25 protein-coding genes, 3 pseudogenes and 1 riboswitch are annotated in these 25,947 nt (G+C 43.5%); of the genes and pseudogenes, 11 read left to right on the top strand and 17 right to left on the bottom strand.

Going from position 1 to position 25,947, the window contains the following annotated elements; translation table 11 throughout:
* Positions 1 to 232: 232 nt before the first annotated feature.
* From AR442_RS09680 to AR442_RS09625, 12 genes and pseudogenes are all read right to left on the bottom strand, one after another.
* The gene (locus AR442_RS09680) at positions 233 to 694 is read right to left on the bottom strand and encodes a GreA/GreB family elongation factor (protein WP_076983452.1); all 462 of its coding nucleotides are present in this window, start codon (positions 692 to 694) and stop codon (positions 233 to 235) included.
* A gap of 378 nt (positions 695 to 1,072) precedes the next feature.
* Positions 1,073 to 2,275, bottom strand: coding sequence for an MFS transporter (locus AR442_RS09675; protein ID WP_053285163.1), 1,203 nt, complete (start codon positions 2,273 to 2,275; stop codon positions 1,073 to 1,075).
* A gap of 151 nt (positions 2,276 to 2,426) precedes the next feature.
* Entirely contained in the window at positions 2,427 to 2,942 is a 516-nt protein-coding gene (locus AR442_RS09670) for an OsmC family protein (RefSeq protein ID WP_053285162.1), read from the bottom strand.
* A gap of 126 nt (positions 2,943 to 3,068) precedes the next feature.
* A complete protein-coding gene (locus AR442_RS09665) occupies positions 3,069 to 3,728 on the bottom strand; it encodes a carboxymuconolactone decarboxylase family protein (protein ID WP_022553770.1) in 660 nt (219 codons plus the stop codon).
* 100 nt (positions 3,729 to 3,828) lie between these two features.
* Positions 3,829 to 4,764 carry a thioredoxin-disulfide reductase gene (gene trxB / locus AR442_RS09660; protein ID WP_053285161.1) on the bottom strand — a complete coding sequence of 312 codons (936 nt, stop codon included), beginning with the start codon at positions 4,762 to 4,764 and terminating at the stop codon, positions 3,829 to 3,831.
* Positions 4,765 to 4,807: 43 nt separating this feature from the next.
* A pseudogene (locus AR442_RS09655) lies at positions 4,808 to 5,149 on the bottom strand (thioredoxin family protein); the annotation flags it as partial.
* Positions 5,150 to 5,184: 35 nt separating this feature from the next.
* A complete protein-coding gene (locus AR442_RS09650; protein WP_053285160.1) occupies positions 5,185 to 5,619 on the bottom strand; it encodes an OsmC family protein in 435 nt (144 codons plus the stop codon).
* A 53-nt stretch (positions 5,620 to 5,672) separates the two neighbouring features.
* Positions 5,673 to 6,008: a thioredoxin family protein gene (locus AR442_RS09645; protein ID WP_053285159.1), complete on the bottom strand. Its 336-nt coding sequence runs from the start codon at positions 6,006 to 6,008 to the stop codon at positions 5,673 to 5,675.
* A gap of 136 nt (positions 6,009 to 6,144) precedes the next feature.
* Positions 6,145 to 6,873 carry a DsbA family oxidoreductase gene (locus AR442_RS09640; RefSeq protein WP_053285158.1) on the bottom strand — a complete coding sequence of 243 codons (729 nt, stop codon included), beginning with the start codon at positions 6,871 to 6,873 and terminating at the stop codon, positions 6,145 to 6,147.
* Positions 6,874 to 6,898: 25 nt separating this feature from the next.
* A pseudogene (gene gcvH / locus AR442_RS09635) lies at positions 6,899 to 7,263 on the bottom strand (glycine cleavage system protein GcvH).
* Positions 7,264 to 7,347: 84 nt separating this feature from the next.
* On the bottom strand, positions 7,348 to 7,872 hold the full coding sequence (locus tag AR442_RS09630; protein ID WP_053285157.1) for an OsmC family protein: 525 nt from the start codon (positions 7,870 to 7,872) through the stop codon (positions 7,348 to 7,350).
* A gap of 95 nt (positions 7,873 to 7,967) precedes the next feature.
* A complete protein-coding gene (locus AR442_RS09625) occupies positions 7,968 to 8,540 on the bottom strand; it encodes a TetR/AcrR family transcriptional regulator (RefSeq protein ID WP_053285156.1) in 573 nt (190 codons plus the stop codon).
* A 288-nt stretch (positions 8,541 to 8,828) separates the two neighbouring features.
* Here AR442_RS09625 and AR442_RS09620 point away from each other — a divergent pair.
* Positions 8,829 to 9,745 (top strand): annotated as a pseudogene (locus AR442_RS09620) (class I SAM-dependent methyltransferase).
* A gap of 51 nt (positions 9,746 to 9,796) precedes the next feature.
* Here the strand turns inward: AR442_RS09620 and AR442_RS09615 are convergent.
* Entirely contained in the window at positions 9,797 to 11,209 is a 1,413-nt protein-coding gene (locus tag AR442_RS09615; protein WP_007410036.1) for an amino acid permease, read from the bottom strand.
* A 108-nt stretch (positions 11,210 to 11,317) separates the two neighbouring features.
* Positions 11,318 to 11,498, bottom strand: a riboswitch (Lysine riboswitch).
* Between the two features lie 122 nt (positions 11,499 to 11,620).
* Positions 11,621 to 11,761 (bottom strand): small acid-soluble spore protein SspJ, encoded by a 141-nt coding sequence (gene sspJ / locus AR442_RS09610; protein WP_021494114.1) that lies wholly within the window; start codon positions 11,759 to 11,761, stop codon positions 11,621 to 11,623.
* 183 nt (positions 11,762 to 11,944) lie between these two features.
* Here sspJ and AR442_RS09605 point away from each other — a divergent pair, with 183 nt between their 5' ends.
* A complete protein-coding gene (locus AR442_RS09605) occupies positions 11,945 to 12,427 on the top strand; it encodes a metal-dependent hydrolase (protein WP_003151759.1) in 483 nt (160 codons plus the stop codon).
* A gap of 41 nt (positions 12,428 to 12,468) precedes the next feature.
* A complete protein-coding gene (locus AR442_RS09600) occupies positions 12,469 to 14,325 on the top strand; it encodes an LTA synthase family protein (RefSeq protein WP_029973584.1) in 1,857 nt (618 codons plus the stop codon).
* A 30-nt stretch (positions 14,326 to 14,355) separates the two neighbouring features.
* Here AR442_RS09600 and AR442_RS09595 read toward each other — a convergent pair whose 3' ends face one another.
* On the bottom strand, positions 14,356 to 15,282 hold the full coding sequence (locus AR442_RS09595) for a substrate-binding domain-containing protein (protein ID WP_014418869.1): 927 nt from the start codon (positions 15,280 to 15,282) through the stop codon (positions 14,356 to 14,358).
* A gap of 117 nt (positions 15,283 to 15,399) precedes the next feature.
* Here AR442_RS09595 and modA point away from each other — a divergent pair, with 117 nt between their 5' ends.
* The 7 genes from modA (at position 15,400) to AR442_RS09560 (ending at position 22,032) form a co-directional block, all read left to right on the top strand.
* On the top strand, positions 15,400 to 16,197 hold the full coding sequence (gene modA / locus AR442_RS09590; protein WP_014418870.1) for a molybdate ABC transporter substrate-binding protein: 798 nt from the start codon (positions 15,400 to 15,402) through the stop codon (positions 16,195 to 16,197).
* Positions 16,178 to 16,861, top strand: a complete 684-nt coding sequence (gene modB, locus AR442_RS09585; RefSeq protein ID WP_014305804.1) for a molybdate ABC transporter permease subunit — start codon at positions 16,178 to 16,180, stop codon at positions 16,859 to 16,861. Before modA ends, modB begins: the two co-directional genes overlap by 20 nt.
* 94 nt (positions 16,862 to 16,955) lie before the next feature.
* Positions 16,956 to 17,603 (top strand): response regulator transcription factor, encoded by a 648-nt coding sequence (locus AR442_RS09580; RefSeq protein ID WP_022553783.1) that lies wholly within the window; start codon positions 16,956 to 16,958, stop codon positions 17,601 to 17,603.
* Positions 17,604 to 17,608: 5 nt separating this feature from the next.
* On the top strand, positions 17,609 to 18,712 hold the full coding sequence (locus AR442_RS09575; protein ID WP_014721793.1) for a sensor histidine kinase: 1,104 nt from the start codon (positions 17,609 to 17,611) through the stop codon (positions 18,710 to 18,712).
* 119 nt (positions 18,713 to 18,831) lie between these two features.
* Positions 18,832 to 19,767 (top strand): ABC transporter ATP-binding protein, encoded by a 936-nt coding sequence (locus AR442_RS09570; protein ID WP_022553784.1) that lies wholly within the window; start codon positions 18,832 to 18,834, stop codon positions 19,765 to 19,767.
* 23 nt (positions 19,768 to 19,790) lie between these two features.
* Positions 19,791 to 20,885 carry an ABC transporter permease gene (locus AR442_RS09565; protein WP_053285155.1) on the top strand — a complete coding sequence of 365 codons (1,095 nt, stop codon included), beginning with the start codon at positions 19,791 to 19,793 and terminating at the stop codon, positions 20,883 to 20,885.
* Position 20,886: 1 nt separating this feature from the next.
* Positions 20,887 to 22,032, top strand: a complete 1,146-nt coding sequence (locus AR442_RS09560; protein WP_053285154.1) for an ABC transporter permease — start codon at positions 20,887 to 20,889, stop codon at positions 22,030 to 22,032.
* Between the two features lie 32 nt (positions 22,033 to 22,064).
* On the opposite strand, the gene AR442_RS09555 is transcribed toward AR442_RS09560, so the two are convergent.
* Complete coding sequence (locus tag AR442_RS09555) at positions 22,065 to 22,895, bottom strand: aldo/keto reductase (protein WP_007410023.1); 831 nt, start codon at positions 22,893 to 22,895, stop codon at positions 22,065 to 22,067.
* A 221-nt stretch (positions 22,896 to 23,116) separates the two neighbouring features.
* On the opposite strand from AR442_RS09555, the gene AR442_RS09550 reads away from it, so the two are divergent.
* Positions 23,117 to 23,602, top strand: a complete 486-nt coding sequence (locus AR442_RS09550; RefSeq protein ID WP_025649280.1) for a hypothetical protein — start codon at positions 23,117 to 23,119, stop codon at positions 23,600 to 23,602.
* 36 nt (positions 23,603 to 23,638) lie between these two features.
* Here AR442_RS09550 and AR442_RS09545 read toward each other — a convergent pair whose 3' ends face one another.
* On the bottom strand, positions 23,639 to 25,654 hold the full coding sequence (locus tag AR442_RS09545; protein ID WP_007613743.1) for a Na+/H+ antiporter: 2,016 nt from the start codon (positions 25,652 to 25,654) through the stop codon (positions 23,639 to 23,641).
* Between the last annotated feature and the right edge of the window lie 293 nt (positions 25,655 to 25,947).

The raw sequence follows: 25,947 nt of genomic DNA, 5'->3' as shown, positions 1-25,947 counted from the left end.
CAAATAGGGTCCTTGGAATAATACAGTTCTGTTGGTGTAATCACTTAACCTCCTTCTATCAACAACTAAACTTTTATACTATTAGTATGCCTTTTTAGATTTCAACCCTGTATCTTTAAAATAAAAAGACTAATATTCACCATTTTCATTTACAAAGCACAATTGTTACTACCAACCATCAATTATCTACCTTATTTAAAATAGAGTACAACAGAGTAGCTTAAGAAAAAAATCACTGTATTTCAGTGATTAATAAATGCATCATTCCAGAAGGGGTCATGACTATTACATCATCATTTAATTTGTGACCAATTAGACTTTTTCCGATTGGAGACTCATCTGATATATAGTTTTCAGATAAATGTGATTCTGCGGGACTAACAAGTTTAAGATGCATTTCATATTTTCCTGTCATTTCTTTAACAGTGACAATGGATCCGATCCCTACTTCTCGTATTTTTGCATTTTTAATTATTTTTGCTTGCTTTATAATGTATTCTAAATCATTTATTTTCTTTTTAAGTGCAGCAAATTCATCTACTGAAATTTGATACTCAGGATCTTTATTAAAATCACAAAAATTTCTGCTCTCTTGAACTTTTTCACTAACTTCTTTCCATCTTTTTTTCTTTAAACAAAGTAATTCTTTCTTCAACGCATTATAACCAGCTTCCGTAAGTAACTTCTTGTCCATCAATCATTCACCCTCCTTTACCCAAACTACTTTTCTCGGCACTTATGCGATAATAGTAACGGTAGGGAAATCCGGAAAATCCATTGCTAAGTTAAAGTTTTTAAGATTAAGCCTGATACAGTACTGTTAGTCCAACAGTTGGTTTGACCTTAAGCTCCATAATTCCATGGAACTTCCTCACTTATGCAGTGGGAATAATAACAAGAATAGTGTTAAAAATCAGGGGTGAAAGTTAAGCTGTTCCTATTCAACTAAAGGATTGCTTTAATTAAAGAACAAAGATTAAACAAGTGAAAATAGAAAGAGAATCTGTCAAGTTCTCTTAAATACGAAAAATAAATGACATTACTGTGTTAAAAAACAAAATGAGTACATCGTTTAATGTTTATAACGGATTAGAGAAATCATTGCCCAAACTCCTATAACAGGACCGATCGCAAGGATGGAGAATGCCCATTTCCACCCTACGATATCTTCAAAGACTGGAATCAAATAAATAGAAAAGACCGTAATAAGAAAACCTATAGCCATTTGAAATGTCAAGGCAGTTCCTGCACATTCTGATTTTGCGAAATCTGCAACCATTGCTGAAAATTGTGCTGAATCTGCAACAACTGATATCCCCCAAATGATTGCTACAATAACGGTAATCCATATAGAAAGACCAAAGGTAAGTCCGATACATAAAGAAGATACAGCACTAACAATCATGGCAATCATAGAAAGTCGTGATTTTCCAATTTTATCAGCACATAATCCACCTATTATCGAACCTATAGCCCCCGAAATTCCAATTGTTAAAAATGCGAACAACGTACTGGCCTCTTGTAAAGCTGTGCCCTCTAAGGATGCTTTAAAGCTGGCTGTTAAGAAATATGGAAGCCATGTCCACATAGCATACAATTCCCACATATGACCGAAATAGCCATAGTTAGCTAACATTACAGGTCGATCTTTTAAGATATAATTGAGTGTATTCATCGACACAGTAGCTACTTCTTCTTTAGACTCCGGAGCATCCGGAAGACCCCAATGCATAATACCAGCTGCGATCAATGCTAATAAAGAGCTGACCAGCATTAATATCTTCCAGCTGACATTCGGAATAAATAAATTAAAAAGATGTGGCAATGAAGAACCTAATGTCAGAGCTGCAATTAGAATTCCAATACCAAATCCTCGTCTATTTTGAAACCAAGTAGAGAGTAGTTTCACGGCAGTAGGATAAACCCCTGCCATAGTAATTCCTGTTAGAAAACGTAAACTTAATCCCATTACCATTCCGGTGCTTAAAGTAAATAAACAATTGATGACAGCTCCGAATATACAGGCAATAGCAAATATTTTTCTTGGGTTATAACGGTCCGCCAAACCTAAAAAAGCAAAACAAATGGCTCCAATAATGAATCCAACCTGTACGGATGTGGTCATCCATGACCCTTCTGTTGCACTCATTCCCCATTGACGTTCTAATTGGGGAAGAACGGCTGAAGCGCTAAACCATAAACTGAGGGCAAATAGTTCAGCCAATGCAATCAAAAATAGAGCCTTCCATCTATTAATACTGTTCACATCAGACATAATGGGGGTTTTTCCTCCTCTCGGATTTCCAATTCTACCTGCAACGTATGAGAACGTAGACATTACGCATGTAATATGATCGTATATCTACGTTTTTTTAAAATTAGTTATACAAAGGTAAAGTAAGGTCGGCCTTGTCATAAAGCTTTTTTTACTTGTTACGTTTAAGCGTTGAATTCACGTGAACATTTCTTTCTAGTGAATTTTTTACGGGAGAAATTTCCATTGCTTTTGAAACTAACTCTTCAAGTTGTTTATCGTCTGCGTCACTATCTACCGTGAATTGAACATCAACTTCATTAAAACCTGGATTTCCTTCTTTTAAGCCCAACATTACATTTAAGTCTAATTGTCCTGAAGTGCTAACTTCTAGGGAATTCACCTTAATACCCTCTAAACTAGCTGTTGCAATAAATGCAAGTGATAAACAACCACCCAGAGCACTTAATAAAAGTTCAGCTGGGCCTGGACCCTTATTAGATCCTGAGAACCAATCTGGCTCATCAATCGGAATGGGTTTGTGGTCACTTACATGCGCTTCAGCGTAAAATCCATCTTTCCATTTTACCGAAGAAGACCATCCTGCCATTCCTTCCTCAGGATTTTTCTTATAATTTTCTACTAAGTTTTCAATAACTTTTGTATCGACTCCATTAATTTTTGTCATTTTTATATCTCCTTCATTTTGTTTTTTATAAAGATTATCTCTTTCTACTCTCGTTATCTAATAAAAGTTATTATGATTTTTTGGGGGAATGGCACAGCTGCCAACAGTACATAACCTTCCATAAGATTATTCATCATATGCAACTAATGCATTAACTCCATGAGAAAGAGCAGATCCGGCTTTCAAGGCAGTTGCTACCATAATTGATTCAGCAACTTCTTCTCTCGTTGCTTTCGCTTTTTTGGCTGCTTTAGTGTGGATATCAATACAGTAAGGGCACCCTGTTGTATGTGCCACTGCTATAGCAATCAACTCTTTTTCCTTAACACTAAGTAATCCCGCCTTCATCGCTTGTTGGTCAAAAGTCATAAACGCTTTAAAGGCATCTCCATCTAACTGAGAAAACTCTTTTAGTCGGTTGATATAAGGAGCTCTAAATAATTCATCATCAGCTGTTCCATCATAAGCGTTTAAAGCATTGACACCATGAGCAAGAGCAGACCCTGCTTTCAAGGCAGTTGCTACCATAATTGATTCAGCCATTTCCTCCCTAGAAGCTCTATGTTTTTTAACTTGTTTAACATGAAAATCAATACAATGGGGACATCCAGTCGTATGAGCAACAGCAACTGCAATTAATTCCTTTAATTTAGCTGTTAACTTTCCTTCAGATAACGCTTTTCTGTCAAAATCTACAAATGTTTTAAAGCTTTCAGGTGAAAGTGTACTAAATTCACCTAAACGGTTAAAATGTGATTTTTTGTATAAACTATCGTTCTGATTCATAATTTTCCCCTCTAACTTTTTTATTTCACACCTGACTGTACCTACTATTCGGTACAATTAGGTGTGATGATATATTACCAAAATAGATCAATGTTGTTTCTTATGAATTCTCAAGGTTTTCAATATAATGTTGGACGCTTTGAGCTGCTATTGATCCATCACCCGTAGCTGTGACAATTTGGCGCAGGGTTTTATCACGGATATCTCCAGCTGCATAAATACCAGGAATCTTAGTAGCCATTGCTTCATCCGTCACTACATAACCTTCTTCATTGGTTATATCTAAGTTTTTGAATGCAGCATTTAACGGAAGTGTCCCCACGTAAATAAATACACCATTTGCAGGGAATTGAGATTGTTCCCCTGTTTTTGTATCTTTTAACGTTACTGTATTCACTGTTCCATTTCCTGCGTTTATACTTGTAACTTCTTTATTCCAAATGAATTCAATCTTTTCATTGCTAAATGCTCTTTCTTGGAGTATTTTTTGCGCACGCAACTGATCTCGACGGTGAATAATGGTGACTTTTGAAGCGAAACGTGTAAGATACACAGCTTCTTCTACAGCTGAGTCTCCTCCACCCACAACAACAAGTTCACGTCCTTTAAAGAAGGCTCCATCACACACGGCACAATATGAAACTCCTAGACCACCAAGCTCATTCTCCCCTGGAACTCCAAGCTTTTTATGGTCTGCCCCAGTAGCGATAATAACAGATTTTGCATAAAATTCTTTCTTTGTAGTTACTACTTTTTTTAAACGGACTTCATCTATAATTTCTTTTATATCTCCATATTCATATACAGCACCAAACTTTTTGGCGTGCTCAAACATTTTATTAGAGAGGTCTGGACCTAAAATATGATCAAAACCAGGATAATTCTCTACATCCTGCGTATTAGCCATTTGTCCACCAGGTATTCCACGTTCAATAAGCAATGTGTTCAAATTAGCACGTGAAGTGTAAACTGCTGCTGTCATTCCCGCGGGACCTGCCCCAACTATGATGACATCATAAATTTTCATTTCCTTCAATATGTTCTCCCTCCTTTAAAAGAATCCATTAATGCACATTTGATTAAAGGGACTTAATTTTTGAAACTTCTTCTTTTAATTGCGCAATACCAACAATACCAGCAAAAGGTTTTTCGAATTTATTATTAGAATAGAAGCGTGTATTAGGGATACTCATTACACCAAATTCTGCAGCAAGCTCCGGATTCTCATCCACATCAACTTTAACAACTTGTACTTTATCACCAAACTCTTTGTCAAACTCCTCTAGTGTCTCAGCAAAAACCCGGCATGGTCCACACCAAGATGCTGAAAAGTTTAGTAAAACCACTTTATCTGTATTTAAGTTCTTTTCTAAATTACCATCTGTTACTTTGATTATAGTCATTTTGTTTTTCCTCCTGAGTTGTAAAAAGCTTTTTTAATAATTAATTGAATCGATTAAAGAGTAGACACTTTACCTTTGACTTCTATTTCTACGCCTGCTTTTTTGACCATGTTACCTACTATACATGCTCTATCAGCTGCTTCATTCACTCTTTCCATTGACTGTACTTCTTTTTCTGTTGCATCAGCAGATAAAACAACACGAGGATAATGGATAATATCAAAACTACTGTCAGAAGCAACCATCTCAGAATCAACCTCAATACTCACTACTGGCAGTTTTCTTGATTCAACCATCGACACTAATGTTGCTACATAACAAGCTTGTACTGATGACACAAGGATTTCTTTAGGTGATGCTCCTTGCCCATTACCTCCATACTCTGTTCCTATAGCAATGGGTGTATCAATATATTGAGATTTGATGGTGCCGTTACCTTCTACTCCTCCTTTCCAAACAGCATTCAGTTTTACATTCAAATTAGACATATTAAACACTCCTTTAGTTTTTGGTTGCCATCATTTTTAACATTGTTAAAACATCATGTGATATAGATTTCACTTACTCTTTCCAGTCTTTTTTCTAATTGTTCAAAATGAACAAAGCGTGCTTCTCTCAAATATTCAGTTCCTTCAATGAATAAAAGGAGTGCAGGAACCGTAAGAATTGAAAACCTTGAGGCTATCTCCTCTACGTTGTAAGCATTGATATACCCTAATTTGATATGTGGAAATTTATCCAGTAATTCTCTGAGTTGAGGCAAGACTGCATGGCATACTCCACAATCCGGCCTTGAAATATACAAAAAACTAAATTTATTTTGATGAATAAAGTTATCTATTGAATCTAAAGATGTTAATTCAACTGTTTCTACCATTAGTTCTCTCCCTCCTAATACTAGTCTTTAATAGGATTAAACTTAAAACTGCCATTGCCTAAGAGATCAGATCAGTTTTAGAAGAGAAGTTAGAGTTTAAAAACAAACTCATCTAAGAGAAATTTGTTGCTCCCACTTATTTTTCACTTGTAGGAATTCCGCAGCTTCCATCAGTACATAGTGTGTCATCCTCATTATTCACTGATATATTCTTAAGTTTCAGTAACGGATTTTCTTCTTCCCATACCTTGTTGAGTGCCTCTAAGAAAGCCTCTGCTGGTTGTGCACCTGAAACGGCGTATTTCTGATTTATAATTAAAAAGGGAACTCCAGAGATACCATAACGCTTAGCTTCTATTTGATCTGATCTTACCTCATCTGCATAAAGAGACTTGTCATTTAGGACCTTCAGAGCCTCTTGTCTATCTAAACCAGAAGCCTCTGCTAAATCTGCAAGGGTTTCATGATCACCTACATCCTTAGAATCAGTAAAGTGTGCATTAAGCAGATTTTCCAAGATATCAGCTTCTTTTCCTTTTGTTTTTGCCCATTTTGTTAAGCGGTGGGAATCAAACGTATTAGTTGGTTTCAAACCTTCTAAATTAAATGTTAATCCAACCTTTTTTGCACTTTGAGTTAAGTTTTCAAGGAACTGTTTTGTTTGTTCGGCATCCCCAAATTTAGAGAGTAATTTTTCGTAAAAACTTTGCCCGTTATATACTGGCGCACTAGGATCTAATTCAAAACTTTTATATTCAACTTTAACTTCATCTTTAAAAGCGAATTGTTTCAATGCTTTTTCTAAATTTTGTTTACCTATATAACAAAAGGGACATGCTACATCAGACCAAACTTCAATTTTCATATGAACACTCCTTTAATTAAATTATTTAAATTTGACTTACGTAATTATCGTATTCCTCCGCCTTTAGAAGTTCTTTTATCTCCTCTGTGTTAGAAGCTTTTACTTTCAGTAACCACCCTTTATCATAAGGTGATTCATTCACAAATTCTGGACTATCTTCTAATTCCGTATTCACTTCTATAATCTGTCCGTTAATCGGAGAAAAAAGCTCAGATGTAGTTTTAACTGATTCAATACTCCCAAAGCTGGCATCTTTCACTGTTGAAGTCCCACTTCTGGGAGTTCTAGAAATACAATTTCTCCAAGCGTTGATTGAGCATAATCAGTAATTCCTAAGATAGCAATGCTGTTATCAACCTTTACCCATAAATGATCTTTAGAATAATACATATCTGTTGCACTCCTTCAGTCAGTTATAAGCAAGTTACTGTACCTACTATTTGGTACAGTAACTTTCGAAAAATACTCTTATAATTATTCTTTTTTCTTATTGTGACTTAAAGATGCCTGAACATGAACATTTCTTTGGATTGTATTTTTTACAGGTGAAAGTTTCGTGGCCTGTGCAACAAGTTCTTCAATCTGATGTTCATCCGCATCACTATCGACATTAAAATGCGCATTGATTTCATCAAAACCAGGATTTCCTTCCTTTAATCCTAAAAAGACATTCAAATCTAGTTGTCCTGAAACCTCTACTTCTAATGAGTTTATCTTAATTCCCATTCCACTAGCAGTTGCAATAAACCCCACTGACAAGCAAGAACCTAGTGCGCTTAATAAATATTCCACTGGGTTTGCTCCCTTATTGGAGCCTGCTAACCATTTTGGCTCATCAACATGAATAGGAGCATGATCACCTACTTTTGCCTCAACATGGAATCCATTATCCCATTTTACAGAAGATGACCAACTTCCAGTACCTTCAGCAGGATTTTTTTTGTATTGCTCCACTAAACCTTCAATAATACTCATATCAACACCATTTAATTTTGCCATTGTTTATCTCTCCTTCAGCACAGGATTGTACCTACCAGTCGGTACAAAAAGAGCTTAACATAAGAAAAACAATATTGCAAGAAAAAAACAGTTGACTATTCTAGATTAAATTGTTTTCGGATTACTTCTATAATGTCACTTAAAAAGTTGACGTTTTTTTGGTTTTTCATTAGCAAAATTCCTCCTTCAATCATAGCTACAATTGCTTGAGCATCTTTTTTAGTATCAAAGGAATCTAACAGACCTTGTTCAACCATTTCATTTAATGTAATCTCTATAGCCCCTATCCAACATTCAAATAAATGTTGAATTTTTACACGAAACGTTTCATCATGCTCGCTCATTTCAATGGCTAAGTTTCCTATAGGACAACCTGATTTATTCTTCACTTCAGTATGAAAAGTAAGTGTTCTGTCCAACATCATATTTAACTTATTTACTGGAGTATTATCTGACTGAAGAATATCTGATATTAACTCTGTTTGCCATTCATGGACTATAGATTCCACTACTGCTAATCCTAAATCATATTTAGATGAGAAGTAGTGATAAAATTGGCCTTTTCCAATCTCTGCAGCCACAAGAATATCATTTATAGAGGTTGCTTGATATCCCTTAGAATAAATAATCTCTCTTGCAGCTGATATTATTGCGTGCTTTTTAGACAAATTTCTCACACCTTAATCGCAAAGTTTAGTTTATATATTATATGATTCCATTAGATTTTGCCAAGCATTTTAGGAATGGATCATATTTCCATCATCCAGTATAGTCATCAGAACATTACTTTCATGTAATGAACAGTTAAGAAATACCTTAAATTATAAAAGTAGGACAAGCTCCTAGCACCATGTAAATAATAAACGGCACCTATTCTATAATTTACATTTTTGGATTAAAGTGTATAATAAGATTCTCCCGGCCGGAGATTGATGTAAATAACGGAGGATCTTTATATGAAAGAGAACAAGGCGAGTATGACTTCCCTGCTGTCCGCTTTCGGAAGGGCGTACCACAGTAAATACGACACCCCGGTGATATTTGATGATTTTTTGGCACAAGATCTGATTTCTGAAAAAGAGCATTCGGACATCCGCGATCATCTGATTCAAGGTATATCATTTTTCAGCAAAGACATGGCCCAGAGGCTTCAAGGCCAACCGGATGACATCTTAAAATGGGTGACTCAAGTCCAGCTGTCTCCTACACCGCTAGCCCGTGCCGCATATTGTGAAGAAGTGCTTTTCAATGAAGTGAAGCTCGGGGCCAAACAGTATGTCATCCTTGGCGCGGGGCTGGATACTTTTTGTTTCAGGCATCCTGAGGTGACAAACGCCTTAGACATATTTGAAATCGATCATCCCGCTTCACAGGAAGACAAAATAAACAGATTGAAACATCTGAACCTCGGCATTTCCCATCATCTTCATTTTGTACCGATGGACTTCGCCGCTTCGCTTTCTTTCAGCCGTCTGTATCAGGAAGGTTTTTCACGCCAAAAAACCTTTTTCAGCCTTCTCGGTGTGTCATACTATCTTACGAAAAAGCATCTCGCCCGCCTGCTCACACAATTATTTGCCGAAGTCCCGCCGGGAAGCTCTATCGTGTTTGATTATGCAGATGAGTCGCTCTTTGAAGAAAGAGGACTGTCAAACAGAGTGGAAAACATGGTGAAAATGGCTGCAGCAAGCGGAGAACCGATGTTATCGTGTTTCAGTTATAAAGAAATCGAAAAAATATTAGAATCATCAGGTCTGCTTATTTATGAACATTTATATCTCCGGCGGACGTCAATGACCGTTTTTTCAGCGGACGCACTGACCATTTAACCGCATTCGAGACCATTCATTATATACACGCCGTCAAAAAGTAACCCGCTGCCGCAAACAAAAAAGACATCTCACAGACGTGAGATGTCTTTTTGTCATACCGATTGTCTGTTGTTTGCAAATTTCTTTGAGACGAAAGGATATAACAGCAAACCGACGAAAAACAGCCCGATACCGAGAATAAAGGTCGTTAAATCGGCCGTTCCGGTAATAATGACGTAAAAAGAATAAATGCAGGCAAGGATGGCGATGATACCGTCTCTTACTCTTGAACCCTTTATCTCGTCATACGTTTCACCCGTAAAAATGAGCTTCAGGCTGTAAAACGCTGATACGAGATACGGAATCAGATAAGCGAGCGTCGCCGCCGTTGTTAAAAACGTAAACGCGTCACTGATCGTCCGGGAAATAACCGAAAAGATAAAGATCTGTGACATCACGTTCGTTACGATTAACGACACAACCGGGCTTCCCTGTTTATTCGTTTTTGCAAAAGCAGCCGGAAAGTCTCCTGATTTCGCCGCTTGATACGGAACTTCAGAGCCGAGAAGAATCCAGCCGAGCATCGTTCCGAACAGACACAAAATCGCCAGAATCGCCATGATGACGCTTCCCGCATTGCCGACGATCGCGTACAATACGTCAACAAACGGTTTTTCCGAGCCGACAAGCTTACCATGCGGAAGCACGCCCATCGTAATTAATGTCACGATGATATAGATGCCAAGCGCGATCAATAATCCGGTAATGGTGGCGCGTTTCACGTCGCGCTGCGAACGGGCGCGCCCGGATAAGATGACTGCTGATTCAATTCCGACGAACGCCCATAATGTTGAAATCGCCGCATTGTGGATCTGCCCGCCGATTCCCTCAACTGTGTGAGGACCTGTTTGAACCGGAAAATAAAAATGATCGAAAAACGACGTTTGAAACACAAATAAACCTGCAATGATAAAGAAGATAAATCCTAATACTTTTGAAAACGTCGTGACGAAATTTAATTTACTCGCACCGTTAATGCTGGTGACGAGAATCGTGTGAGTGCCCCATAATAAAACCGTACATACGGCAAACGTCAGCAGCTGGCCGAGCGTAACCGCCTGACCGCCGATCGAAAACATTTCACGCTTATCCGTTAAAATCGGGAAAAATGATGTTAAATATCCGGCAAGGCTCGTGATGATCGCCACGTTGCTGATCCAGCTCGCCACCCAGTAGCCCCACACCATCGTGAAGCCCGCTGCATTCCCTTTTTTCCGATCGCTGAACAGCGCACGCGCATAGCTTTGCGGTCCCGCCGTCAGCTCAGGCTTGCGGATGGATAAGTGGCCGAAGACCAGCGCGATCATTAACACACCGGCTCCCGTTAAAAGCCATGCCGATGTAGCGCCGAACGGGCTCGCGATTTTTGCGAGCGTACTCGGAAGCGAAAAGATGCCCGAGCCTACCATATTTCCTACGACAAACGCCGTTAATAACCAAAAACCCCATTTTTTCGTCTGTTCCATTCCTGTACCTCCTGGTTGTTCATTCGTACGGACCAGACCCCGAGACCATATTTACACGCAAAAAAAGCCTGAACAAAAGTCCATGCTTAAAGAAACACACACCCTTGATCTCCGGATAGCCCTCCGCGAAAAAGCACGCGGCAGTCCTGCACTTATTCAGATACAGTCCCAGCATAGAGAAGGATCGGCTTTCTCCACACTTCGGCGCTGATGCCTTTAACACATGTTTTGCGGCCCCTATCAGCCTGGCATGTGCGACTCATCATCAAGCGCAACCTCTACCTCACCGAGAAAGAGTGAGGATTTTTATCATTCAATTCTACTCAGAGGTTATCAGAGATAAAAAGATCTGTCAAAGGGAAAAATTAGATGGAAAACGGATAGAGCGTTCGCCCTACCCGTCTTATATGGTCAGCGGTTGTTTTTTTTCTTTTGAACAGCTTCTTGAAGCGGATCGTCTTTCAGAGCTGCACCGGCGTCGTCAAGCGCGCCTTGAATGACGTTTTTGTTTTTATCGCTGTTTTTTCCTTTTTCTTTGTTAAAGAAAGCCATCTGTATCACCTCTTTATCAAATATAGGTACACCTATAATGTGTCTTTTTCCGCGGCAGAATATGCGGAATCCGCGTCTCCTTCCTTTTGGCGGAACAGGTAAAGTTTGTTGATCAAACATGCATTCTCTTGATATATTTGTAATTCAGGGGATTTTGGCAAAAATAAAAAGGAGAAGCGAAAAATGACAGGAAAAACACACATCATGGGAGGCATCGCTTCTTGTTCCGCAATTGCGTATTATTACGGGTATGATCCGGTCCTTATGACCTCAGCGGGTGCCCTCGGGGCGCTGATTCCCGACATATGCCATACGAAAAGCAAAATCGGCAGAACGCTGCCCGTTCTGTCCAAAATCGTAAGCACGGTGTTCGGCCACAGAACGTTTACACACAGTCTGCTGTTTATGCTTATTATGTTTTTCATTACGGCAACCTATATTCCGAATCCGAGCATTTCCGCCGGACTGATGATCGGAATGGCGAGCCATCTTGTGCTTGACGCATGGACCGTCAACGGCATTAAACTGCTGTTTCCGTCCGCCATCCGCTTCCGTCTTCCCCTTTATATGAGAACGGGGAGCTTTTCGGAGCAGCTTGTGCTGGCCGGCTTAACGATTGTATCCTGCTATTATTTATACGAACTGGTTCACGGCCGCATCTCATAAACAAAAAGCATCTTTCGCTTTTAGGGTGAGGAGTCATACATATGAAGAAAACCTTTTTCAGCAATCATCGGTTTTTATGCCTGTCCATCCTGTTCATGTGGATGAAAACCTATGCCGTTTATAAGCTCGGTTTTGATCTGCAGAACAATTCGGTTCTTGAGGAATGTCTGCTTCTCATTAATCCGCTGAGCTTCATTGTGCCGCTGTTCGGCATCGCCCTGCTGCTGACGGAAAAAAAACAGCGGATCTTTCTGCTTTCGGCAAATGTGATGCTGACGGGGATTTTAATCGCAAATACGGTGTTTTACGGTTTTTATATTGATTTTATCACCATACCGGTTTTGTTTCAGACGAGCAATATGGGTGATATGGGAAGCAGCGTCCAAGAGCTGTTTCACCCGCTTTACATCGCTTTATTTTTGGATATTGCGGTTTTGTTTTACCTTGGTAAAAGGCATAAAGCCGGTAAAGGAAAAGCCAGCACCCGTACCGTTAAAGCGTATGCGTGGGCATCAGCCGGCCTCATGCTGTGCAACCTTGCGCTGTCTGAGGCCGAGCAGCCGAAGCTGTTCAAGCACCCTTTTGATCGTGAAGCGCTCGTAAAAGGAATCGGCCTGTTCCACTTTCATTTGTATGACACCATTTCGCAGACGCTGAATGCAGGGGCTAAAGCGTTTGCCGACGAAGACAGCCTTGCGGCGGTCGCAAATTACACTCAAGCCGACTACAGCAGGCCGTCCGAATCAAAGTTCGGGCTGGCAAAGGGGCGCAATGTGATTTTTGTTACGCTCGAATCAACCCAGCGTTTTGTAATGGATGAGCGGGTCAACGGGCGGGAGATTACCCCGTTTTTAAATAAACTGCGGAAAAAAAGTTATGACTTCACTCATTTTTATCAGCAGACTGAACAGGGAAAAACCTCAGATTCAGAATTCATTACTGCAAATTCGCTGTATCCGTCTTCAAGCGGCGCCGTTTTTTTTACAAAAAGCGGCCACCGGTTCAATACGATGTACCATATGTTAAAAGACCGTCAATACTATTCAGCCGTTCTGCATGCCAATCATAAGGCCTTTTGGAACCGGGATGAGATGTACGGGACATTCGGAATCGACCGTTTTTTCGACGCGGATGAATTTAAGGTGACACAGGAAAATTCAACAGGCTGGGGCCTGAAGGATAAGGAATTTCTCGAACAGTCAGCGGAAAAATTAAAGAAGCTTCCGCAGCCGTTTTACGCGAGCCTGCTGACTTTGACCAACCATTTTCCTTTTGAAATTGATAAACAGGATCAGCTCATTGAAGAACCGGACACAAGCAGCGATTTATTAAACCGCTATGTGACGACGGTCCGCTATGAAGATGAGGCCCTGAAACACTTTTTCAAGAAGCTGAAAAAAGAAGGACTGTATGACAACGCGATGATCGTCCTGATGGGAGATCATTACGGTATATCCGAAGCCCATAATCAAGGACTTGCCGAATTCTTAGGGAAAGAGGAAATCACTCCGTTTGATACGGTTCAGCTTCAGCGCGTGCCGTTTATCATTCATATTCCCGGGGTGACCGACCGTGCGCCGGAAACGATTGCTTCCGCCGCGGGACAGGTTGATGTAAGACCGACGCTGCTTCACCTGCTCGGCATTGAAACGAAAGGCAGCATTCAGTTCGGCAATGATCTGTTTTCCGGAGAGCGGACCCCGTTTGCGGTGCTGAGAAACGGCAGCTTTATCACGGATGATCATATTTATACGAAAAATACGTGTTACAGCCGTAAAACGGGTGAACCGCTTTCTGACATGAGCGCGTGCAGCGATGAGAAAGAAAAAGCGGAACAAGAGCTGATGCTTTCCGATAAAATATTAAACGGCGACCTGCTGCGGTTTTACAAGCAATAAAAAAATCCCTCCGTTATATGGAGGGATTTTTCATGTTTCATATATGAGCCGTCCGGTCATTTTCGTATCATATCCGGATAATTGAGAAAGCTGAGACTTGAATTCCTCAGAATTGAGGATGTCCTGCACGCTTTGAACAAGCTCCCGGTTTTGTTTTAAGACGACCACATCGTACTGTTCACTGATCACCGGGATAAAGTCCGTGCCTGCCATATGCGCCGCATGCTGCGACCCGACTCCGATATCCGCCTTTCCGCTTGACACTTGTGAAGCCGCTGACAGATGATCCGTGACAATGTCATGGTAGCCGGCGACATCAGACGGCGTAATACCGAAAGATCTGAGCTGTTCATCCAGCAGCACCCTCGCGCCTGATCCTTTTTCGCGATTGACGATACGGACATCCTTTCGGCTCAAGTCCTGAAAGCCCTGAATGTTCAGCGGATTGCCCTTTTTCACATATAATCCGGCCTGCCGCAGCACGACATGAAAAAGCGCAAACGGCTCCCCTGAAAGAATGCGCTTCACGTACGGGATGTTATACTGCCCCGTCTCCCCATCGTACAAATGCAGACTGACGATGTCACAAGCCCCGCGGTACATCTCGATCAGGCTGTTCAAACTGCCGCTGTACTTGCGGAGCGGAGCCGCCTGTATTGTTTGTTCCAGCTGTTTGCTGAGGAGGTCCATCGACACATCCTGCCCGCTGATGATAACGGACTGCCTTTTTTCCGGCTCCCGCCCGCGGGACGGGTCAGCAGCTTCTGATACGGATGGCTTTTTTGACATTCTCATGTTTGTTTTATATTGTTTTAAGTCCTCTTCATCGACCCTCATCTGTCTTCCGACCCTGTACGCCGGAATGAGTCCTTTTTTTATCAAATCATATACTGTCAATTTGGAGACCTTCAAAAGGCCCGCAACTTCTTCTATTGTATAGGAAGTGGCTTCTGTCATATTATCACGCTCCATTTTTATTATAACTGTTCAGATATTGAAAAAAAACCGCACCATTACGTACAATTGCGTTATAATTAGTTTGATCTAATGATATTTAGCTATAAGGGGTGCACAATGTTGAAAAAGAAAGCGACACTACTCACAACTGCGGCTATGGCCGTTTTCCTCGCAACTGCGGGCTGCTCATCCGGACAATCCTCCAAAGGCGGACAAAACGAAAAAGTCACGCTGACCGTTTCTGCGGCAGCCAGCGCTCAGGATGCACTTGAAGAAATCCAGACCAACTACGAAAAATCACATTCAAACGTAACCATTCAAGACAACTTCGGATCATCAGGCACATTGCAGAAACAAATTTCACAAGGCGCGGGAGCTGATTTATTCTTCTCGGCAGCCGAAGATAAATTCGAAAAGCTCGTTCATGACGGAGATATCGATAAAAAGGACAGCACGGATCTTTTGAAAAATGATCTCGTCATGATCGTGCCTGAGAAAAACAGCGCACACCTGACACATCTGAATGACCTGAAAAAAGACAGCGCGGAAAAAATCGCGCTCGGCACGCCTGAATCCGTTCCGGCCGGACAATACGCCAAACAGTCATTGACGGCATTATCCATGTGGGACAAGGTAAAAGATAAAGTCGTCTATGCAAAAGACGTTCGCCAGGTGCTTTCTTATGTTGAAACCGGAAATGTCGATGCCGGGCTTGTCTATAAAACAGACGCACTGATTTCGAAAAAGGTGAAAATCACCGATGAAGCGCCGGCGAAAACGCACGATCCGATCGTGTATCCGCTCGGCATCGTCAAGGATACAAAGCACCGTAAAGAAGCAGAAGCGTTTTATCAGTATCTGCAGTCTGATGAAGCGATGAAAGTGTTTAAGAAATATGGATTTACTGCCAAGTAACATTACGGCTTCGGAATTTTTCACTCCCGTCGTACTGTCGTTTGAGGTGGCTTTGGCATCGGGCATCGCCGTCATCATTCTCGGGACGCTTGCCGGCGCCTGGATGGCGAAAGCGCGATTTCCCGGAAAAACGGCTGTGGAGACCCTGTTTATGCTCCCGCTCGTTCTTCCGCCTACCGTTGTCGGCTTCATTCTCATTATCATTTTCGGAAAACACAGCTTTATCGGCCGGGCGATTGAGCGGATTTTTCACCAGCCCGTCATTTTCACGTGGTCGGCCGCGGTGATCGCTTCGGCCATTGTCGCCTTCCCGCTTATGTATCAGTCCGCTAAAACCGGCTTCGCCGCGGTTGATGCCGACATCGAGGGAGCGGCGAAAGTAGACGGAGCCGGCAGGTGGCAGGTGTTCACCCGTATTTCCGTCCCGCTTGCCTTTCCCTCCCTCTTGACCGGAAGCATTCTCAGTATTGCAAGGGCGCTAGGTGAATTCGGAGCGACTTTAATGTTTGCGGGAAATATTCCCGGCGTCACCCAAACGCTGCCGACAGCGATTTACGTCGCGATGGACTCCGGCAATGAAACACTCGCCTGGGTGTGGGTGATCTGTATTGTGATCATTTCTTTTCTGATGCTGTTTTTCATCCAATTGAAAAAACCCGCTTGACCGATCCGCCTTCCGTGCACCTTTCGCCGGGAGGCTTTTTGATTTAAAATCGGATGGTATATAATGAAACAAAAAACACACAAAGGGTGCGGCCATGAAGATTAATGTCATTATCGCGGATGATAATTCTTTCATCAGAGAAGGAATGAAAATCATTTTGCATACATATGAGGAATTTACTGTATCGGCAACGTTGGAAAATGGCCTGGAGGCGGCAGAGTATTGTAAACACAATCCCGTCGATATCGCCTTGTTGGACGTCCGCATGCCGGTGATGAACGGCGTCGAAGCCGCAAAACGGATCGTGGAGGAAACGGATACGAAGCCGATGATCCTGACGACATTTGACGACGATGAGTATATTTTAGAAGCGATTAAAAACGGCGCGAAAGGATATTTATTAAAAAATACCGAACCGGAACGGATCCGCGATGCGATCAAAAGCGTCTTCAACGGGCACAGCATTCTTCAGGACACCGTGCTGGATAAAATAAAAGACAGCCTTTTCCGGCCGGCCGAAGCCGCGCATCAGATTGATGAAAGCCAGTTTACTGAAAGAGAGCTCAGCATCATGTCGCTTATTGCGAAAGGACTGTCGAACAGGGAAATTTCAAAACAGCTTTTCATTTCTGAAGGGACGACGGCCAATTATATTTCATCTATTTTAGGGAAAACAGGGCTTGAGCACAGAACGCAGATCGCCATTTTTTATATCACCGGGAAGGTGGATAACGGGCGTTGAACGGTATGGATTTTTGGATGCTGATGAGCAGACTGATCGCCATTTTTTATACGGCTTTTTTGTTCGTATCGGCAGACCGCCCTTACACGCCGTACGCCGTCTTGTTTCTGCTGCTTTATCTGTCTTTGGGCATTGCGGTCTGCATGATCAGGCCGCCCGCTTGGAGGCGCGGGATCACCCTGCTTTCGCTTGCATTGACTGCTTGGCTTTCCGCCTTAGGCCATCCGGCGTTTCTGTTTCTTTTGCCGCCCGCCATTTTTGCCGTTCTTGCCGAATATCCGGTTCACCGCTATGTGTTCTGCCTGCTCGTGTTTTTGCCGTTTTTATTTATCCCGTACGGCGACCTTCCGACTTATATCGTCATGACCTTGTTCTGCTTGGCGATATTCGTTTTGGCCGCCCGGTCCAGCGACCGGCTGAAAAAATATGAAGAGCAGTCAGACAGCATGCGCTCAAGCATTGAAAAACTGACGAAACAGCTGCACAGCAGCACAGAATATATCAAACAATCGGAGTATACCGGCAAACTCGAAGAAAGAAACAGATTGTCCCAAGCCATCCATGACAAAATCGGCCATTCCATGACCGGCGCGCTCATTCAGATGGAAGCGGCGAAGCGGATGCTCGGCTCCCATCCGGACAAAGCGGCTGAACTGCTCCAAAACGCCATTACCATTTCCAAAGAAGGCATAGAGGATATCCGCATAACGCTGAAAAATATGAAACCGCCCGCTGAACAAATGGGCATTCACAGATTAAGAACGTTTATTGATGAATTTTCGGCCAAAAACGGGATGCCGGTTCCGTTTACGCATCAAGGCGATTTGGACAGGCTGACGCAAATGCATTGGAGAGTCATTCAGGAAAACGTAACCGAAGCCTTGACCAATGCAATGAAATACGCCGATGCCACGCAGATTTTCATTGATATCCATGTGCTGAACAAAGCTGTGAAAGCGGAAGTCAAAGATAACGGAAACGGCGCCGTCCGCTTTAAAAAAGGCCTCGGCATGCTCGGTATGGAAGAACGGGCGGCCGTCTTGCACGGAACCGTTATTTTTGACGGCACGGCCGGTTTTTCCGTCACGACATTGCTTCCGGTTGAATAAGTGAATATTTTCATGTGAAAAATATGAAGATTCTCACGTCAAAGGAATGAACAGCTGCACTAACGGCCGTTCATTCTTTTTTTTATAATAAGAGCATCACAAGACATAGAGGTGGAAACATGAACATTTTGGAGCTCAAACAGCTGAGTAAGAAATTCGGTGATTATGCCGCCGTTGACCAGATGTCGCTTGCCGTAAAAGAAGGTGAGATTTTCGGGTTTCTCGGCGCAAACGGAGCCGGAAAAAGCACGACGATCAATATGATCTCAGGTCTTTTAAAACCTTCAGGCGGAGACATTCTGTTTCTCGGAAAAGATATTTTCAAATATAGCAAAGCAACGAAAATGAATATCGGCATCGTCCCTCAGGACCTCGCGATTTACGAAGAATTAAACGCCTATGAAAATGTGAAGTTCTTCGCCGGGCTGTACGGCCTGAGAGGGGCGGCTCTGAGAGAACGGGTCGAGGAAGCCCTGACATTCGTGGGCTTGAGCGATAAACACAAATATTTGCCGAAGCATTTTTCCGGCGGAATGAAGCGCAGGCTCAATATCGCCTGCGCGCTTGCCCACCGGCCGAAACTGATCATCATGGATGAACCGACGGTCGGCATTGACCCGCAATCAAGAAATTATATTCTGCAATCAGTGAAAAAGCTGAATGAAATGGGCTGCACGATCATCTACACGAGCCACTACATGGAGGAAGTGGAAGAAATATGCACGCGCATCGCCATCATCGACCACGGAAAAGTCATCGCAGAAGGCACAAAAGAACAGCTGACCTCCATCATTACCGACACGAAGGACGTCGTGATTGAGCTGTCATCCGGAAACGGCATCAGCCTCGGCGATATTCAGGAGCTGCCCGGCGTCAGAGTCGCCGCACTGGAAGAAAACAGCGTGAAAATCAGCTCTGACACAGGGGTCAACAATTTAAACCGCCTGATCCGGTACTTCATGGACAAAGGCATTGAAATCCGCTCCTTGCAGGAACAGGCCCCTGACTTAGAAACGGTATTTCTCACGCTGACAGGCAGAAGCCTGCGCGACTGACCCCATTGAAAGGAGGATTGCAAATGAATATTCTGCACATCGCCGTGAAAGAAATCAAAATCAGTTTCCGCGACAGACGGACTTTTATTTTCATGCTTGCTTTTCCGATCGTCTTCATGCTGATTTTTACTGCGGCATTATCAAACGCCTTTGATTCAGAGGTGACGGTCGGAAACATCAAGGTCGTATATACGGACCAGTCAAACGGCCCTCTTTCTCATTATTTTACTGAGTTTATGAAAGCCGCCAAAAAAGAGCATGTCTATTTTCAAAAAGCGGACACGGAGGCAAAAGGCAAAAACGAGGTTCGAGAAAATCAGGCGGATGCTTTCGTCACTGTAAAAAACACCGGTTTTCAAGTCTATACAAATGACCGGAGCGGCATAAACGGCACGATCGTCCAAGGCATGCTGACCGCTTTTACCAATCAATACAAAGCAGGCGCCGCCGCTTACAAGGCGCATAAGGCGCCTTCCGCCGGACAAATCAAAAGCGATTATATGAAGCAGACGTCTTTACACAAAGCGAAAGAACCGAAAGCGAAAGATTTTTACGCGATATCCATGACGACGATGATCGGGCTGTACGCCTCGATTTTTGCAAGCACCTTATTCCGAGGGGAAAGAATACGGCACACCGCGGATCGCCTGATCGCCGCCCCGCTCCGGAAAAACGATATCTTTCTCGGAAAGATGCTCGGCATTTTGGCTGTGAATGTTCTGACGATTCTTGCCGTTGTCGCCTTCAGCAAATTTATCTTAAAAGCGAATTGGGGCAGCCACCTGGGACTTGTGCTTTTGATTCTCGTTTCTGAAATTCTTTTGGCCGTCAGCTTCGGGCTCAGCCTGAGCTATTTGACCAGAAAACCCGAAAGCGCCAGATTAATCACCGTCATCATCGTTCAGGTGATGTCCATTATCGGCGGCGCCTATTACAAATATGAAGGCGGAGGAATTTCCGTCCTGTCGCCCTTATCATGGATCAATAAGGCGATTAACAACATCATTTACGCAAATGATGTATCAGCGGCATGGCCTGCACTCGGTTTAAATACAGCATTGGCGGCACTCTTTTTGCTGATCGCCGCATTTACGTTTCAAAGACGGGAGGGACTGTAATATGAAAAACTTCTGGTGGCTGTTTGCACACACTCTCAAAGGGATTACAAAAAGCAAAAAACAGCTCATTCTTTATATCGGGGCTCCGCTGATCGGCGTCTTCCTCTCCTTCATGACCAATGCCAACGGCGGAGCCGAAACGCTCAATATCGGCATTCTCAATCAGGACGGCGGAGAAGTGGCACAGGATACGGTCACGTTTTTAAAAGGACTGGACCATGTGAAGATTTCGGAGGAAACGGCTGCGTCCGCCACATCCAAGATCGCTTCAGGAAAAATGGAGGCGCTCATTACGTTTGAAAAAGGCTTCTCCCAAAGCGTAAAAGACGGGAAACCGGCTCACATCGGCATGACCTCGCTGAAAGGCGCCCAGGTCACCGGATATGTCAGCTCTTATTTGTACAATTATATGAACAGCGCCGCCTCAATCGGCAAATCTTCCGGCGGGGACGCAAAGGCCTTTCAGGCGATGTACGCCGATTTCAAGCATTCTCCCATTCAAACGGAGTCCGCTGTTTTACAAGATACATCGAACCATAAAGAAATGACTTACTCAGTCATCGGGTATCTCATTATCATTATGCTCTATTCCGCCGGCAACCTGACGGAACTGATGATTAAAGAGCGGGAAAACAGGACGTACTACAGGCTTCTGTCAACGCCGATCACATCAAAGCAGTATGTACTGGCAAACGCGGCGGTGAATATCATTATCATGGCCGTCCAAATTCTATTCGCCGTTCTCTTTATGGGCGCCGCTTTTCATATTCATCCGTCATTCCCGCTGTGGCAGCTGTTCGTCCTGATGATGCTGTTTGCATTAAGCGCGATCGGAATCGCCTTTATTGCCGTCGGTTTTTCCAACAGCAGCGCTTCAACATCGGCGCTTTTGAATTTGATTGTCGTGCCGACATGCTTGCTCGCCGGCTGCTTCTTTCCGAGCAATATTATGCCGAAAACGGTGCAGACAATCGCCGAATTTCTGCCTCAGCGCTGGGTGCTCGATACGGTCGATCAATTGCAGCACGGCCGCACGCTCCAAAGCCTGATGCTGAACATCATCATTTTGGGAGCCTTCGCCGCCGCCTTGTTATTAATAGCCGCATACAGGTTCAGCGTAAAACGTCAGACACAGACATTCATGTAAAGAAAAACAGCCCCGTAAAGGGCTGTTTTTTCTTAGAACAGAAGCTCGTCCGGATTCGGGCCGACACGCTCGTCTTTGTTCAATGCGCTGATCTTTTCCATTTCTTCCTGTGACAGTTCGAAATCAAAAATATCGGCATTTTCTATAATGCGGTGCTCTTTAATCGATTTCGGAATGGTAACGACTTCGTTTTGAAGATCCCAGCGCAAAATCACTTGAGCAACCGATTTGTTATGTTTTTCCGCAATTTGTGACAGCACTTCGTTATCAAGGAGCTGTCCCTGCATCAATGGAGACCATGCTTCCACTTGAATGCCCTGCGCTTTGCAGAAATCTCTCACTTCTTTTTGAGTCAGGCGCGGGTGGAATTCAATCTGGTTGACCATCGGCTTGATTTCAGCATCTTTCAGCAGCTCTTCTAAATGATGCACTTGGAAGTTGCTGACGCCGATGGCGCGGATTTTGCCGTCTTTGTACAGCTTTTCAAGAGCGCGCCATGTGTCTTTATATTTATCCTTGCCCGGCCAGTGAATCAGGTAAAGGTCGAGGTAATCGAGGCCGAGGCGCTCAAGGCTTTTCTCAAACGCGTCAAGTGTCGTTTCGTATCCTTGATCTTCATTCCACACTTTTGACGTGATGAACAGCTCTTCTCTGGCAACGCCCGCAGCTCTGATGCCTTCGCCGACACCCTCTTCATTTTTATAAATAGCCGCCGTATCAATGCTGCGGTAGCCGTTTCTGATTGCCGCTTCGACGGAGTCCGCCGCTACGCTTCCGTTTTCCACCTTGAAGACGCCAAGGCCGAACCACGGCATTTCAACGCCATTATGAAGCTTTACAGTATCTTTTAAGCTTTTTGCCACGTTGAACCATCCTTTCTAGTCATTATGTAAACGGTTATTATTATCTCACATTTCCGCCGTAAGAAACCAATTATACGCTCATCGTTATCACAAAAACCATCTTTAGTGCCCAAGCACCACTGCCGTTATTATTTTCCTATTTTTCAAAAATTACGGTTAACCGGGTAACTGTCCGGGTAAATCGCTACTGTAGCCACCACACAATTGAAGGAGGAAATCATATGAAACGTATGCGTATCCCGATGACCGTTGCCCTTGGCGCCGCTTTGTCTCTGACTCCTCTGTCCTTTGTATCCGCAAAAGAAACCCCGGTCCCTCAAAACATGGCACAGCAATCATCAGATGTCTCAGCAAAAGATGTCGGATTAAACATTGACGTTGACCTGCTCGGCATCGGCAATTCGATTGCTGACGCGATTAAGTCGGCGCAAAACCGTGACGGCTTCGTCAAAAACTTAATGGAATCTTCATTCTACGCTTCCGGACAAAAATATAACGTCATGGTGTTTAATTTAAGCCAGGAATATGAAGATCATTTTAACGGCGTTCAGTTTTACGGTTCCGCCGTTTATGACGGCATCACGTACGGCATTTGGGTGTTTGAAGACGGAAGCTTCACCAATAAAGGTGATGGCGGCTGGATCAACTGGGCCTTCAGAGGCTGGTTTGACCGCGACGGCGATCACGTCGAATTCCATCGTCCGTAATCAAAAAAAGTCCGGCGAACAGATGCCGGACTTTTTTTATTCACCTCCGTCAAGCATGGCCGCTTCCACATCATTGATGTATTGGCGAAGCTCATGTGACATATCGCGGGAAATTTCCCGCTCTTCGAATAATGTTTGGATTTCGTTGCGGATGGCCTGCACGGCCCGCAGTTTGATTTCGAGTTTTTGATTTTCAAAACGGCGGCTCGGACTCTGTTCGTGATACGAGTGCCCCAGCCTGAAAATCAAGTGATTGTAAAAGGAAATGACGGCAAGCGTCACATCTTTATTTTCTTCAGTCATGTGTTTTTTCAGGCTTTCAATGGCCGCTTTTGCCGTTTTAACCCTTGTGGTGCGGATGAGGCCTTCTTCATTTAAAATCGACATTTCCGGCTTTTTTTGTTCACCGAAAAAGATCCAGTACATCAGGCGTTTCAGCTTTTTCTTAGATAAGCCGACTTTAAACGGATTCGTATACAGCACTTCCAATTCATCAAACCGTTCCTGAAGGCTGTCAGCCGTTTCTTCCGGTATGTCGCCCCGCTCAATCAGCCGCAGCAATTCTTCCTGTTCAGCCTGTATCCCTTGGGCGCGGACTTTCCGCTCATCTTTTTTCGTGCGGTTTTTGACGGTGAACTGCTGAAACCTGAGATTTTTCATTTTCTCATTGTATTCGGCAATGACCGCAAAAGAAGCCGTTTTGTTTGTCTCATTCATATTTTCTTTAATGGCGGTTAAGGCAGCTTTTATCAGCTTCCGTCTCGCTGTCAGCAATTTGACTTTCTTCTCTTTCACATTGTCTTCCGGCTTATCTGTCAAAATCGGCAGTACGATTGTCGCCAGCACCAATGTGCACATAATAACGCCCGCGGCTAAAAAGAGAATCAAATTCCGTTCAGGAAACGGCGAGCCGTCAGAGAGCACGTAAGGAATGGAAAAGGAACCCGCAAGCGTGACCGCTCCCCTGACGCCTGAAACCGAAATCAGCAGGGTCGAGCGCAGGCCGGGTTTATAAATACTCTGATCCTTGTTAAAAAACCACTTGCCGTTCCAAAAAAACAGCACCCACAAAAACCTGAGAATCATTAACGTCAGCGTAATGACGATAATGTACCCGATGACCATCATATTGTTAAACGCGGTATCATTAAAGATGACAGAAACCACATCCGGTATTTGCGCACCTAAAATAACGAAAACAAGACCGTTCAGAATGAACAAAATAATATTCCACGTACTTGAAGAGACGATTTGCAGTTTGACCATCGTTGATTCAAGACGGTCCTGCTCCACCGCATGCGTGATGCCGCCGGCCACAACCGCTAAAATGCCGGAAACGCCGATTTCTTCAGCCGCGAGATAGATGACGAACGGCGTCAGAATTTGAATCAGCATATGCATCGTGACATCCTGCATGCCGAGGCGGCGCAAAAACAGCCGGAAACGGATAATCAAAAAAGAAATGACGACACCGCTGAGTAAACCTCCGGCTGAAATCAGAACGAAACTGAAGGCGGCCTGCGCCAGCGAAAATGCGCCCGTCACGGCTGCCGCAATCGCAAATTTAAAAGCGACCAGGCCGGATGCGTCATTCATCAGTCCTTCTCCTTCAAGGAGACGCAGAATGCCTTTTGGCATCTTCACTCGCCCTGACAGCGCGCTGACCGCGACAACGTCAGTCGGTGACAGTATCGCCGCCAGCCCGAACGCGGCAGCCAGCGGAATGCTCGGAATCATCCAATGAATCGTGTAACCGCCGACAATCACCGTGGCAAACACGAGCCCGAGCGCAAGCAGCAAAATCGGCGCCCTTAAATTCCAAAGTTCCGCACGCGGCGTCCGTTTTCCATCGTTAAAAAGCAGCGGAGCGATAAACAAAACAAAAAACAATTCGGTATTCAGTTCAAAATGAAGCCCCTGCGGAAATGACGCCGCAATGATACCGAGCGCCACCTGAATCAGAGGCACCGGGATAAAGGGGACAAACCGATTTACGATATTTGAGATCGCGATGATGGTTAAAAGTACGAGTACGACTAAAAATATGTCCAAAGCATGACCTCCTTCATCTGCTGCATCATATCATTATTGCCTGTTCTCTGCCTTTGCCAAAGGCCTGAGCCGATGATCGGGCAGATTCAATATATTTTCCGTACGCAACCATTCTTCTTTTATTTTACCCGTTTTTATTTAAAATTTCTCATAACGTGCTCACGGCGAACTTTTTTTGCCTTCAGCTACATTTTTTCCGGAAAAAGAAAAAGCCTGTTTTCTCTGAAAACAGGCTTTTTCGCAAGCTGCGTCTTCTGTTTCATGACGCGGTGCAGCGTTTATGCTGCTTAGTA

Source organism: Bacillus velezensis, assembly GCF_001461825.1.
GTDB classification, from domain to species: domain Bacteria; phylum Bacillota; class Bacilli; order Bacillales; family Bacillaceae; genus Bacillus; species Bacillus velezensis.
This window is presented reverse-complemented; position numbering and strand designations above follow the sequence as displayed.